The sequence below is a fragment of the Armatimonadota bacterium genome, assembly GCA_017993055.1.
Lineage (GTDB): Bacteria > Armatimonadota > UBA5829 > DTJY01 > DTJY01 > JAGONM01.
In genome coordinates this window covers 57,357-70,212 of the sequence record JAGONM010000020.1, presented here as the reverse complement: position 1 = coordinate 70,212, position 12,856 = coordinate 57,357, and the positions used below count along the sequence as shown (strand labels likewise).

Genomic DNA, 12,856 nt, shown 5'->3' with positions numbered 1-12,856 from the left:
GCTGGTTCAACATGGTGAGGCAGGGGACCTACCAGGAGTCGTGGGACGGTGGCGGCGTCCAGATGCCCTCGCTCGCAGCCCCGATCCATGTCTGGTTCATGGAGGGCCTCGCCGGCATCCGTCCGGACGCCGGGTTCCGGCACCTCGTGCTCCGTCCCGACCTCGTCGGCGGGCTGACGTGGGTGCGCGCCTGGCACGACGGACCGAACGGCCGGATCGCAAGCGCGTGGTCGCTGGACGGCGCCTCGTTCCGCTGGGACGTCACGATCCCGCCTAACACCACCGCGACGATCCACGTCCCGGCGAAGGATGCAGACGGCGTCAGGGAGTCCGGCGGCATGAAGCCCGTGCGCTTCGAGAACGGCCGCGCGGTTTTCGAGGCGGGATCAGGCAGGTACGTATTCGAATCCGAGAGATAGTCCGCCGTCAAGAGGAGAGACATGACACCGGAAATGATATTCAAGACACTGACCGCTCTGTTCGCCGTGGCCTTCATGGTTCAGGTTTCCGCCGCCGGTAATGCTGAGGCTTCGCTCGATCCTGATCGCATCAAGGAGGTCGCAGTGATGCTGAGGAAGGATGCCCGCGCCCCGGGATGGAGAATCTCGGACCGGAATGCCTGGGAGCGGCTGGGGCGCGACCCTCTTTTTGCCGGCATGGTTCCCTCCGCGGAGAAGGTCCTGGGCACTCCCCTCCTCGATCAGCCCGATGATCTCTACCTGGATTACTCCCGCACGGGCAATCGCAGAAACTGGGAGAGAGTCGCGGTGTCGCGGCGCGGCCATCTCACGACGCTGGTGCTCGCCGAATGCGTCGAGAACAAGGGGCGCTTTCTCCCAAAGCTCGAAGAACTGATCACGGCGCTGTGCGCCGAACGCACATGGGTGCTGCCCGCGCACGATGGGTCGCTCGTCAACTTCAACGGCGAGGACGTTACCATAGACCTTGCCTCCTCGGCGGTGGCATGGAATCTCGCCATGACGGACTGGATGCTCGGCTCCAGACTGCGGCCCGAGGTGCTGGTGGAACTGCGTCGAAAGGTCAGGAGCAGAGTAGTCAAGCCATATCTGGATATGATCCGGGGCAAGCGCGAGGCGAACTTCTGGGTGAGAGCGACACACAACTGGAACGCGGTGTGCCTCGCGGGTGTCACGGGAGCGGGATTGATCGAATGTGACTCGCTCGACGAACGGGCCGAACTCATCGCCGCGGCCGAGATGAACTCGAAGTATTTCCTCTCCGGGTTCACTCCGGACGGATACTGCAGCGAAGGGCTGGGCTACTGGAACTACGGCTTCGGGCACTTTGCCTTGCTGTCCGAAATGGTGAGTCTCGTCACCGGCGGCGGCATCGTTCTTCTCGCACAGCCCGAGGCGCGCATGCCCGCGCTGTTCGGCGCCCGGATAGAGATGGCGAACGGGGTCTCCCCGGCGTTCGCGGACTGCGGCGTCTACGCAAAGCCGTCGGCCGCGCTCATGTGGCTTCTCAACAAGCGTCTTGGGCTGGGCCTGGACCGATACCGCGAGCCGGCTGAAGTATCAAGCCTTGGAGCATCAGGCGCCGGCGGAGGGTTCCTCTGCTCGGCGATGGTATGCGCGCTCGCAGCGCGGGAAAGACCCTCAGCCCGCGAGGACAATCCTGTTGCGGATACCCTGCGCACGTGGTTCAACGACGCCGGGGTGCTCATCTGCCGGCCGCTTCCGGGCTCAAAATCGTCAATGGCCGTCGCCGTCAAAGGCGGCCACAACGCGGAGCATCACAATCACAACGACCTGGGATCGTTCGTGGTCCTCTGCGGCAAGCAGCTCATGCTCCTCGATCCCGGGAACGAGGTCTACACCGCGCGGACGTTCAGCAAGCAGAGGTACGAGAGCAACCTGCTGAACTCCTGGGGCCATTCCGTACCTGTGGTCGCCGGCAAGCTTCAACGTCCCGGCGCCGAGGCCCGCGCCAGGGTCTTGGACACGGCGTTCACGGAGGATTCCGACTCCGTGCGATTGGACCTGAGATCGGCGTATGAGTGTCCCGAACTGAAAAGGTTGGAACGCACGTTTTCCTACATCCGCGTCGGAACCGGCGCGCTCACTGTGCACGATGACGTAGTCTTCGAGACGCCGCAGTCGTTCGGCACGGCGTTGATCACGACCGGAGAGGTGAGACGAGTTGATGAGCGAACGCTTCTCATCACCAACGCCGAGGAGAAGGTGAGGGTCGAGATAGACTGCGGCGGCTCGTCGTTCTCAATCAAGACCGAGCAGATCACCGAGGACTCCCCGATCAAGCCCACTCGGATCGGCATCGAGTTGGATGACCCCGTCACAGCCGCATTCATCACAACGATGATCCTGAGGAACGAGGATACACCATGAGAACTCAGCCGGTCGTCACGGCATCAGTCACCCCTGTACAAATGTCTACCCAGTAAATTTACCTGAATTCCTCCCTGTTAGCATTACTGGCACGAATCTTGCAGGTGATGTTACCAGTAGATGCCTCTCCTTCGCCCTTGCGGCGGGGGATCGGCCCGAGCCCGCAGGAGTAGAGACCTTGGGTTCATCGGCCGAGATGCAAGGTAATGCAGGGGTTGGCGGGAAGCCGCCATCCCAGGGAGGAGTATGCCACATGATCAAATGTTTTTACTGTGGCACCTGGACCAACGGAACGGACAGCGAATGTCCGTCCTGCCGCCGCGCTCTGCAGTGGTCGCCGTTCCTGCAGGCCATCCTGCGACCGTCGCTCGGATGCCTGATGGGCGCCCGTACGCAGACTGCGGCCGCGACGAGTACGTACAACCGCACCTGATCTCGACGTGAACGCGGTCGCCGCGATCAGGCCAAACGCGCCCGGCGGCGCACTAGAGCCACACCCCCGTTGGCCACGGACTCCCTTTTCACCGGCCGCTTCCTCTCGTCAGAGGGGAGGCGGCCGTCGTGCTTTCTCCCAGAGGAAGAACCCGCGCCGGCGTATAACCTTCCCGCAAGGGGGGGGGCCAATGAACGACCTCATCGAGAGCCTCAGGGGCGGCCTCATCGTGTCATGCCAGGCGGCAGAGGGCACACCGCTCCACGGCAGCCACATCATGGCGGCGATGGCGCGCGCCGCCGAGATCGGAGGGGCGGTCGGCATCCGAGCCGACGGCCCGAGCGACATCCGCGCAATCAAGCAGTCCGTCAATCTCCCCGTGATCGGAATCAACAAGATCGGCCGCTCTGACACCGAGCCTTACATCACCCCCACTCTCGACGCCGCAGAGGAGATACTCGACGCCGGGGCGGACATCATCGCGCTCGACGCGACCCTCCGACCAAGGAAGACCGGCATCCGTCCCGCCGATCTGATCGCACTAGTCAAGGCGCTCGGGGTCGCCGTCATGGCGGACATCTCGACGCTCGAGGAGGGAATCGCCGCCGCCGATGCCGGCGCGGATATCGTGGCGACGACGATGAGCGGCTACACGCCCTACAGCCCCAGGCAGGAGGGTCCTGATTTCGCTCTGATCGAGGGGCTGGCCGCGCGCGTCGGCGTTCCCGTAATCGCCGAGGGGAAGATCTGGACGCCCGAGGAGGCGCGCAGGGCGCTCGATCTCGGGGCGCACGCGGTCGTAGTCGGCACGGCGATAACGAGGCCTCACATCGTCACCGAGCGGTTCGTGAGGGCTCTGGAGAGGTAACCGAGATGCGATCCGCTAGTCCTGAGTGCGCCGGTGAATGACGGCGTGTATCGAAGGACGGTCGCATCTACACGAGGGTTGGCACTCCGTAGGCCGCCCTTCGATACACGCCCAGAGGCGCACTCAGGGCTGACGGGGTGGGGCTTCGCCTGAGAGCAGGAGTACGAGTATGAGTATGAAGAAGAGCATCAGCTACTGGTCTTTCCCCGGCGGACTCGACGGCGCGAAACCCGCCGCCGAAGCGATGAAGGAGGCGAAGGCCGCCGGTTTCGAAGCGATCGAGTTGGGGTACGGCGTCACCGGCGAGGTCTCGCTCGAATCGTCAGACGCTCGACTGGCGAAGGTCCGCCAGGCGTCGAAGGACATCGGCATCGAGATCGCCAGCCTCGGATGCGCCCTGCATTTCCAGTGGCCGTTCACGTCCGACGACCCGGGTATCCGCTCGAAGGCGATGGGGGTCGCCCGCAAGGCGCTCGCCGCCGCCCGCGAACTCGGCACCGACGCCGTCCTGATCGTGCCCGGGGCGGTGGACGTCCCCTGGGACCCCGCTTTCCCGAAGGTCCGGTACGACGACGCATACGCCCGCGCGGCCGAGTGCTTCGGCGAGCTGATCCCGGATGCCGAGGCGGCGGGCGTCGTCATCTGCGCCGAGAACGTGTGGAACAAGTTCCTGCTCAGCCCGCTGGAGATCGCCGCGTTCATAGACCGGCTCGACAGCCCGTGGGTACGGGCGTACTTCGACGTCGGCAACTGCGTCGTCAGCGGCTTCCCGCAGGACTGGATACGCGTGCTCGGCAAGCGGATCAAGCGCGTGCACATCAAGGACTTCCGCAGGAGCGTCGGCAACATGAACGGGTTCGTGGACCTGCTCAGCGGCGACGTGGACTGGCCGGAGGTAGTCCGGGCGCTCGAGGACGTCGGCTACGACGGCCCTGTCACCGCCGAGATGATCCCGCCGTACCGCCACCATCCGGAGGTGCTGATCGAGAACACCTCGCGTGCGATGGATGCGATCCTGGGGAGAAGGCAGTAGCCAGGAGTCAGGAGTCAGAATGAAGATACTGATCGTCGGGGCGGGAGGCATCGGCCTCAAGCACATCCGCGCGTTCAACGGGGTCGAACCGAGACCGAAGCTCTTCGCCACCGACCCGCGCAGGGAGTCGCTCGAGCGCGCCGCCGAACTCGGCGTCGAGCCGCTGGCCGCCGGATTGGATTCGCTCGACCTCTCGGGGTTCGACGGGGTCGTGATCTGCGCCCCCGCTCCGTTCCACGTCCCGATGGCCGCCCGATGTCTCCGAGAGGGCATCCCGGTGCTCTCCGAGAAACCGCTCTCCCACGCGTGGGACGGCGTCGACGAACTGATCGCTCTTTCTGAGCAGCCGGGAGCGCCTTCGTCGGGCGTCGCATACGTCCGCCGGTATCATCCACTCCATCGTAAGGCCGCCGAGCTGATTGCATCCGGCGACTTGGGCGAGATGCTCGTCTGCCGGGTCAACACCGGCCAGCCGTTCACGACCTACCGGCCGGACTACAAAGAGATCTATTACGCCCGCCGGGACATGGGCGGCGGGTGCCTGCTCGACGCGGCGAGCCACCACATAGACCTGGTGCAGTCGTACATGGGGCCTATCCGCGATATGACCGGGTTCATCCGCCACCTCGCGCTCGAAGGCGTCGAAGTCGAGGATGCCGTTGCGCTCTCCTTCGATTTCTCTCGGAACGGCGCGCTCGGCACGATGAACACCAACCAGTTTCAGCCGCACAACGAGGGCATCATCGAGTTCGCGGGGACGGAGGGTTTCCTGCGGATCGTCGAGCCGGAGTTCACGTGCCGGATATTCCGCAAAGGCGCCGCCGATTGGGAGGACTTTGAGGTCGAACAGGCCGACTACCTGGAGGCAATGAGGCGTCAGGCGCAGGCGTTCGTAGATGTGATAGACGGCGGCCCGGCGCTTCTCACGAGCATCCGCGACGCGGCGCACACCCTCCGCCTGTGCCTGAATGTGCTGGAGAGCCAACATGACTGACGTTCGCTCGCTTCTGACTCTCGACGGCAAGACCGCCCTCGTCACCGGCGGCGCGGGGAGATACGGCAGGGTGTTCTGCCGGGGACTCGCTGAGGCCGGCGCGAAGGTCTGGATCGTCTCCCGCGACGGGGTAAAGTGCGCCGGGTTCGCCGAAGAACTCCGCGCCGATGGGTACGCCGCCGACTCGGACTCGATGGACATGACCGACGAGGACGACCTCCGCCGGGTGCGCGACCGCATCCTAGCCGAGGACGGGCGGCTCGACGTGCTCGTCAACAATGCCGTAATCCGGCCGATGAAGTCCTACGACGACGACCTCGATCACTGGCGCGAGTCGGTGGACGTCAACTCGACCGGCATCTTCGCGCCGACCCGCATCTTCGGCGAGGCCATGGAGAAGCGGCGGTCCGGCTCGATGATCAACATCAGCTCGATATACGGCGTCGTCAGCCCCGACCTGCGGGCTTACGGGCGCGAGGGCGACGACTTCCCGCCGGACTACATGTTCCACCGCAGCGGGGTGATCAACTTCACGCGGGCGATGGCGATGCGCTTCGCCCGGTTCGGCGTGCGCGTGAATGCGCTCAGTCCCGGCGGGCTCATGGAGTCGAGCGTGCCTGAGAAGACGCGAGCGTTCTACGAGGGCCGATGCCCGATGGGACGGATGGCGAGCGAGGACGACGTGAAGGGCGCGCTCGTGTTCCTGGCATCTGATGCCTCGGCGTACGTGACCGGCCAGAACCTGATCGTGGACGGCGGCTGGACGATATTCTGACAGCCGTCCCATCCGTCCCATGAGTCCCATGTTGTACGCCCTACCGATAGACACACGTTCGGGAAGGAGTTGTACTCCTTCCCGCGCGGCTGGATGGGGAGTTGAACTCCCCAACTGGTATCGCGGGCTGGAGTGCAACTCCAGCCCGAACGTTGCATATGTCCCATAGAGGTGTGAGATGCTCAAACTCGGCATCGTCGGACTGAGCGAAGGAAACGGCCACCCGTACTCCTGGGCGGCGATCATCAACGGCTACGACCGCGCGGCGATGGACTCCTGTCCGTTCCCGGTCATCCCGCAATATCTCGGCGCGCGCCCGGAGAGAGACTTCGGCATCGAGGACGCGCGGGTAACGCATATCTGGACCCAGGACGAGGCGGTCTCCCGCGACGTCGCCCGCGCCTCGAGGATCGAGAAGGTAGCGCCGAACCTCAAGGACATGATCGGCGAGGTGGACGCCCTGCTGCTCGCCCGCGACGACGGCGAGAAACACCTCGCGACGGCCGCGCCGTTCCTCGACAATGGCATCCCGGTCTTCATAGACAAGCCGCTGACCGACAACGCGCGCGACCTCGCCGCCTTCCGCGAACGGTATGCCGGCGGTCAGCCGATCGTCTCCACCTCGTGCTTCCGGTACTGCATGGAACTTCTGTCCCTCGCGGGTGACGAGTGGACGTACGCGAGCGCGGTCTCCCCGAAGTACTGGCGGACCTACGGCATCCACATCCTGGAGGGGGTCCGCGCGGTGATGGGCGGGGGCTTCAAGGCCGTGAGGGATGTAGGCCCGGGCAGCCGGGCGCAGGTTCAGCTCAGTTGGCTCGACGGGCGGTCGGCACAACTGGAGGTCGTGACCGGGCTTGCCGGGCCGATCGCGTTCAACTTCTACGGGGCCGATAAGTGGGTCCGAGTGGACAGCTTCGACACGTTCAGCATGTTCAAGGCCCAACTCGAGGACTTCGTGAGGTTCGCAGAAAGCGGCATCCCGCCCTTCCCGCACGAGGAGACGCTCGAGATGGTCTCGGTCATCGTGGCCGCGCAGGAATCGAAGGCGAGGGGCGGCCGGTGGGTGGATGTCAGCGCATAGGTCCTATGGGTCCCATGCGTCCCATTCTGCGGTTTGGCGGAGGTATACGTGTCATCTGAGACAGTAATCGGCGGACTGACGATCTGGGACTACCTGGTCGTCCTTGCATACGGGGCAGCGATGCTCGGCATCGGGTGGATCTGCTCGCGCAGGCAGACCAGCACCGAGGAGTACTACCTCGGCGGGCGGAGCATGCCGTGGTTCATCGTCGGACTCTCGACGATGGCGACCCTCGTCAGCACGATCACTTACCTGACGACCCCCGGCGAGATCATCAAGAACGGGTACGGCGTGCTGTGGGGGTCGCTGGCCGTCTGGATCGCGTTCGTCCCGATAGGCTACGTGATCATCCCGCGCATCATGGCCCACCGAATCGTCTCCGGCTACCAACTTCTGGAGGCGCAGTTCGGCCCGGGCATCCGGAAGGCCGCCGCCGTACTGTTCGTGCTGACCAGGCTCGCGTGGTCGGGGCTCGTGATCTACACTTGCAGCGTCGCCCTGGCCGCGATGACGGGCTGGCCGATCGAGTACATCCTCATCGCGGTCGGCGTCGTGACGACCGTATACACGACAGCCGGGGGCATCCGCGCCGTGATGATCACGGACTCCACCCAGGCGGTCATACTGATAGTCGGGGCGGCGCTGGTCACCATCTATGCGATGGTTCACGCGCACAGCTTCACCGGATGGTGGCCGGACCTCGGCAGCCCGGAGGTCAAGCCGCTGCTGAACTGGCCGAAGGTCCCCGCGTATCCCAGCGCGATCACGAGGCCGCTCACCGACATGTCTCAGCGCATCACCGTTCTGGGGATCATCGTGTACTACGTGATCTGGTGGATCTGCACCGCCAGCTCCGACCAGATGGCGATCCAGCGCTACCTGAGCACCCGAAACGCGGCCGTCGCCAGGAAGAGCTTCCTGACGAACTCCTTCGCCAACCTCGTGCTCGGAGCGGTGCTCGCGCTATGCGGGTTTGCCCTGCTCGGGTTCTTCCAGGCGAACCTTAACGTCGTTCCGGCGCTGAACGTCCTGAAGCCCGACGTCAAGCCCGACGAACTTCAGCATTGGATGTCGCTCGGGGGGATGGCAAAGCAGTACTACACCCTGACCCACGCGGCGGACAAGGTGTTCCCCTGGTTCATCGCGCACGTACTGCCTCCGGGAGTTTCCGGGCTCCTGCTCGCGGCCCTCTTCGCCGCCGCGATGTCGAGCATCTCGTCCGGCATCAGCTCGATCAGCACGGTGCTGATGGTTGACTTCGAGAAGGTGTTCGCCCGGGGCCTCGACCCGGACGCCCAGCTCAGGCGCGCGAAGATCATGGCCGTGGTGATCGGCGCGGCCAGCATCGGGGTGAGCTTCCTGCAGAGGCTGATCCCCGGCAACTTCATGGAAGTCGCGCAGAAGATCAACGGGTTCTTCGTCGCCCCGCTCGCGGCCCTGTTCATCATGGCGTTCTTCATGAAACGGTGCAACCGGCAGGGCGCGTGGGTCTCGATCGTCGTCGGCTTCCTGGTGGCGGGACTAATCTCCTACTACACGGAGATCACGACCTGGTACCACGCGGCGGTCCTGCACCAGGCGAACTACCAGCCTGTCTATATGTCGTTCACGTTCATCCTGCCCGCCGCACTCGCCGCGAGCCTGATCTCGGCCTACATCGTCAGCCTATTCTTCCCTGCGTCGAAGACGAACCTGGCGGCGGAAGAGGCCTGAGGCGTCACCCTGAACTTGGCTCGGGGTCCGCGGTCCGGATGCTGAAACGAGTCCAGCATGACGGTCGGACCGGTGCGCGCCGAATCAGGTTCGGCATGACGGCGGCTCGATGTCCGCCACGATCACGACTCTCCGCCCGCCGGTGATCTCCATGATCCGCTCGACCGTCATGCCGGGGCACGGGTTGACGTAGAACACCTGGTCGTCGCGCAGGCCCTCGAAATAGGGCTGCAGGTCCTCCGCCGCGCGGTCGTTGAGTTGGAGGCACTTCAGGGACCGCATCTCCTTCCACACGGGGATGTGCTGTGTGTGCGTCCCGCAGAGGTGGATCATCCCGCCGTACGGGTAGGCGCCGAGGAGCGCATCGTCCAACTCCGCGACGAAGTCCCGGTAGAGTCCCGGCGGAAGAAGCTGGGTGGAGCACCCGCACAACTGCCCGTGCCCCGGCGGCTGAGTCCGAAATCCCGCCACCACCGGCTGAAGCTGCTCGAACGGCAGGCGCTCGATGAACCACGTGTGCATGAAGCACAGGAGATCGTTGATGATCTTCAGGTCGCGCCTCGCCGCTTCCGGGCGCTCGTGCAGGGCGAGCAGGATCTCCTGCCCGTAGAGGTTGAGGGCCACGTTCAGCGCGCTGGCGATAGTCGGCAGCCCGAACAGAGGGACCGACACCCCCAGGCCGAGGAACGCCTCCGCCGCTCTCCTCGCAAGCGCCCATGTGTCATCCCCGTCCATATCCGGTGTCGCCAACATACCGATCGGCTGATCGAGCGGCCTCACCTGCCAGTTGTTCTCGTGCAACTCGTACACATGCGCCCCGAACATCCGGTCAACGAAATGCACCCCGTACGGCCCGAACCCGATCACCGGCGGGCGGAACACCTCGGCGTCCCGGAGGCAGCCGGCTTTCGCGGCGAGATCGGCGGCGGCCTCGCGCATCCACCTTTCGGTCTCCGTGTAGGGGTTCGACGCCCCGACGCCCGGAACGCCGTGAAGGACGAAGGCGGTCGGGAGCGCGCCGCCGGCGAACAGCGACCGGAGCCGCGCGAAGTGGGCCTCGCGCGCGGCGATCAGATCGGGGTCGTTGAGTATCGTACGACAATCGTCCAAGGCAGGGCTCCGTGCTTAGTCTCCAGGCCATTGTCCCACACTCCGTGGCCTCGGTTCAACCGCGGTTTGACCCTCCCGATCGGACGTGATACCATCGTGACTGCATGACCGTCTCTCGATACGGTTTCCGGAGAAGCCTACTCGAGACTGACGGCTCCTGGACCCGAGACCCAAACAGACGAGGTGATACATGAACTGCACGGACCTGATACGGCTTACCGTACTTACGCTCGTGGCCGCCGGAATATGCGCCTGCGCGAGCCCCCATCCCGAGTGGAAGAACGCCCTCAAGCCCAAGGGGAAGCCCGGCCCGGAGCTGACCCTCGCATCCGGCGGGAAGACCGCCTACACCATAGTCCTCCCCTCGAGCCCGACCTCCCAGGAGGAAAAGGCGGCGACCGAGTTGAGGAAGTGGCTCGGCGAGATGACCGGGGCGGAGTTCCCGATCGCGGTGGAGGTGGACGGGTACAAGCCATCCGGCAGGGCGATCAGCATCGGGCGCACGTCGCTCCTCGAGAAGTCGGGCATCCCGCCGTCCGACCTCGGGAACGAGGGGTACGAGATCGCGGTCAGGGGCAGGACGCTCTTCCTGCTCGGCGGGAAGACGCGCGGCCCGATCAACGCCGTACTCGCGCTGCTGGAGGAGGACCTGGGGTGCCGCTGGTATGATCGGCAGTCGGCCGCGGCAGCCGACTACGCCTCGGTCCCGAAGACCCCCGACCTGAGGTTCCGGCCCGTGCCGAGGCGGTTCGCGCCCGTGCTGGAGATACGCGACCCCTTCTACTGGGACGCATTCGACGGCGCGTGGTCGCTTATGAACCGCACGAATTCCCCGTGGGCGGCCGTACCGGAGGAGTTCGGCGGATACATTGACTACGCCATGTTCGTCCACACCTACGAGGCGCTCGTCCCGCAGGCGAAGTACTTCAAGGACCATCCCGAGTACTACTCCGAGCTGAACGGCGAGCGCAAGCCCGTCCAGCTCTGCCTCACGAACCCCGACGTGCTGAGGATCGTCGTCGAGGGCGTCAAGGCGAAGCTCAGGGAGATGCCGCACAGCGAGATCATCAGCGTCTCCCCGAACGACACCACGGGCTACTGCGAGTGCGCGCAGTGCAGGGCGATAGACGACGCCGAGGGCTCGAAGTCCGGCACGCTCATCAAGTTCTGCAACGAGGTCGCCGACGCGATCCGCGGCGAGTTCTCGGGCGTGAAGGTATCCACCCTCGCCTACCTCGGCACGTTCATGCCGCCGAAGACCATCAAGCCGCGTGACAACGTCGCCATCCAGCTGTGCACCGACAGCCACGCCTGGAGCAGGCCGTTCCTACTCGTCACCGAGACCGAGAAGTTCCAAGCGGCGATGAAGGCCTGGGCGGCGCTCGGCGCGACGACGCACATCTGGGACTACACGACGAACTTCAGCCACTACTCGCTCCCGATGCCGAATATGCAGGTCGTGACGCCGGACATCCGCTGGTACATCGAGCACAACGCAAAGGGGGTCATGCTCCAGGGCTCCTATCAGAGCCCCGGATCGGACAACGGCATCCTCCGAAGCTGGGTCTGGGCGAAACAGCTCTGGGACCCCTCGCTCGACACGCGCGCGCTGATGAGGGACTTTGTATTCGGCTACTACGGGGCGGCCGCCGGGCCGATATGGGAGTACAACGACCTGCTGTGGGACATCTGGGAGGACTACCACGGCAGGCCGCACACTGACGACAACCCGCTGATGGCGAGCATCCGGTACACGCCGGACATCGGCTTCCTCTCGACGGGGTTCCGGGAGAAGTCGCTCGCGCTCTTCGAGGCGGCGGAGAAGCTGGCCCGGACGCCCGAGACCGCGCGGAGGGTGAGGCTGGCGAAGCTCCCGGTCATCTACACGGAGCTGTGCCGGGGCCTCGGGTTCAACACCGACGGGGGCGAGCTCGTGCCGGGGACGAGGCGCGAGGGCGTGGACTACGCGGCACTCGTCGAGCAGTTCGCCCGGACGGTGGCGGAGGAGAAGGTCACGGTCTTTCGCGAGACATGGGAGCCGGGTGAAGCGCAGAAGCGCGTCCAGTTCCACCGGGACCGGCTGGCGTCGGACGGGGGGAAGTGACCGAACGACAACGTCCGCCAGGACGTCCGCCATATATGGTTCGGCGGATGGCGGATGTTCGCCCGGGCGGAAGATATACCTCTTGCAGAACCCTTTGCACTATATGGGTGCATCTGCAGAAGGTGGCGGCGCTAGATGGTTTTCGCCAAGCTCTTCGCCATATAGTGTCTGGCGAAAACGCGAAACCTCAGAGGCCGCGACCAGGTTCGGCAGACCTTCGGCACTATATAGTGTTGCCGTACTTCCGAAGGTCTGAGCGTGAACCGAGTTGCGCAAGAACTTGCGCAGTATATAGTGTTGCGCAACTGCACAAGTTCCGAGCGCGAATCTGATAAGGGCGAAGATGCATTTCACGGAAGGCCACGTTTGCAGG

11 protein-coding genes are annotated in these 12,856 nt (G+C 64.8%); 10 read left to right on the top strand and 1 reads right to left on the bottom strand.

What is annotated here, in order from left to right; all coding sequences use genetic code 11:
- From KBC96_09125 to KBC96_09085, 9 genes are all read left to right on the top strand, one after another.
- Positions 1-419 (top strand): hypothetical protein (locus KBC96_09125; protein MBP6964556.1); only part of this gene is annotated, 419 nt, incomplete at its 5' end.
- A gap of 21 nt (positions 420-440) precedes the next feature.
- Positions 441-2,369, top strand: a complete 1,929-nt coding sequence (locus KBC96_09120) for a heparinase II/III family protein (protein MBP6964555.1) — start codon at positions 441-443, stop codon at positions 2,367-2,369.
- A 253-nt stretch (positions 2,370-2,622) separates the two neighbouring features.
- Entirely contained in the window at positions 2,623-2,802 is a 180-nt protein-coding gene (locus tag KBC96_09115; GenBank protein ID MBP6964554.1) for a hypothetical protein, read from the top strand.
- A 190-nt stretch (positions 2,803-2,992) separates the two neighbouring features.
- Entirely contained in the window at positions 2,993-3,670 is a 678-nt protein-coding gene (locus KBC96_09110; protein ID MBP6964553.1) for an N-acetylmannosamine-6-phosphate 2-epimerase, read from the top strand.
- Positions 3,671-3,845: 175 nt separating this feature from the next.
- Positions 3,846-4,703, top strand: a complete 858-nt coding sequence (locus tag KBC96_09105; protein MBP6964552.1) for a sugar phosphate isomerase/epimerase — start codon at positions 3,846-3,848, stop codon at positions 4,701-4,703.
- Between the two features lie 19 nt (positions 4,704-4,722).
- On the top strand, positions 4,723-5,697 hold the full coding sequence (locus tag KBC96_09100) for a Gfo/Idh/MocA family oxidoreductase (protein ID MBP6964551.1): 975 nt from the start codon (positions 4,723-4,725) through the stop codon (positions 5,695-5,697).
- Positions 5,690-6,472, top strand: a complete 783-nt coding sequence (locus tag KBC96_09095) for an SDR family oxidoreductase (GenBank protein ID MBP6964550.1) — start codon at positions 5,690-5,692, stop codon at positions 6,470-6,472. Before KBC96_09100 ends, KBC96_09095 begins: the two co-directional genes overlap by 8 nt.
- A 178-nt stretch (positions 6,473-6,650) precedes the next feature.
- Positions 6,651-7,556, top strand: a complete 906-nt coding sequence (locus KBC96_09090) for a Gfo/Idh/MocA family oxidoreductase (GenBank protein MBP6964549.1) — start codon at positions 6,651-6,653, stop codon at positions 7,554-7,556.
- A gap of 48 nt (positions 7,557-7,604) precedes the next feature.
- On the top strand, positions 7,605-9,269 hold the full coding sequence (locus KBC96_09085; protein ID MBP6964548.1) for a sodium/solute symporter: 1,665 nt from the start codon (positions 7,605-7,607) through the stop codon (positions 9,267-9,269).
- 84 nt (positions 9,270-9,353) lie between these two features.
- On the opposite strand, the gene KBC96_09080 is transcribed toward KBC96_09085, so the two are convergent.
- Positions 9,354-10,379 (bottom strand): hypothetical protein, encoded by a 1,026-nt coding sequence (locus KBC96_09080; GenBank protein MBP6964547.1) that lies wholly within the window; start codon positions 10,377-10,379, stop codon positions 9,354-9,356.
- A gap of 190 nt (positions 10,380-10,569) precedes the next feature.
- Here KBC96_09080 and KBC96_09075 point away from each other — a divergent pair, with 190 nt between their 5' ends.
- Positions 10,570-12,483, top strand: coding sequence for a DUF4838 domain-containing protein (locus tag KBC96_09075; GenBank protein MBP6964546.1), 1,914 nt, complete (start codon positions 10,570-10,572; stop codon positions 12,481-12,483).
- Positions 12,484-12,856 lie beyond the last annotated feature (373 nt).

Excerpts from the sequence above, each read along its gene's own strand:
- KBC96_09120 (MBP6964555.1), top strand. The coding sequence starts at position 441 with ATGACACCGGAAATGATATTCAAGACACTGACCGCTCTGTTCGCCGTG.
- KBC96_09115 (MBP6964554.1), top strand. The coding sequence starts at position 2,623 with ATGATCAAATGTTTTTACTGTGGCACCTGGACCAACGGAACGGACAGC.
- KBC96_09110 (MBP6964553.1), top strand. The coding sequence starts at position 2,993 with ATGAACGACCTCATCGAGAGCCTCAGGGGCGGCCTCATCGTGTCATGC.
- KBC96_09105 (MBP6964552.1), top strand. The coding sequence starts at position 3,846 with ATGAAGAAGAGCATCAGCTACTGGTCTTTCCCCGGCGGACTCGACGGC.
- KBC96_09100 (MBP6964551.1), top strand. The coding sequence starts at position 4,723 with ATGAAGATACTGATCGTCGGGGCGGGAGGCATCGGCCTCAAGCACATC.
- KBC96_09095 (MBP6964550.1), top strand. The coding sequence starts at position 5,690 with ATGACTGACGTTCGCTCGCTTCTGACTCTCGACGGCAAGACCGCCCTC.
- KBC96_09090 (MBP6964549.1), top strand. The coding sequence starts at position 6,651 with ATGCTCAAACTCGGCATCGTCGGACTGAGCGAAGGAAACGGCCACCCG.
- KBC96_09075 (MBP6964546.1), top strand. The coding sequence starts at position 10,570 with ATGAACTGCACGGACCTGATACGGCTTACCGTACTTACGCTCGTGGCC.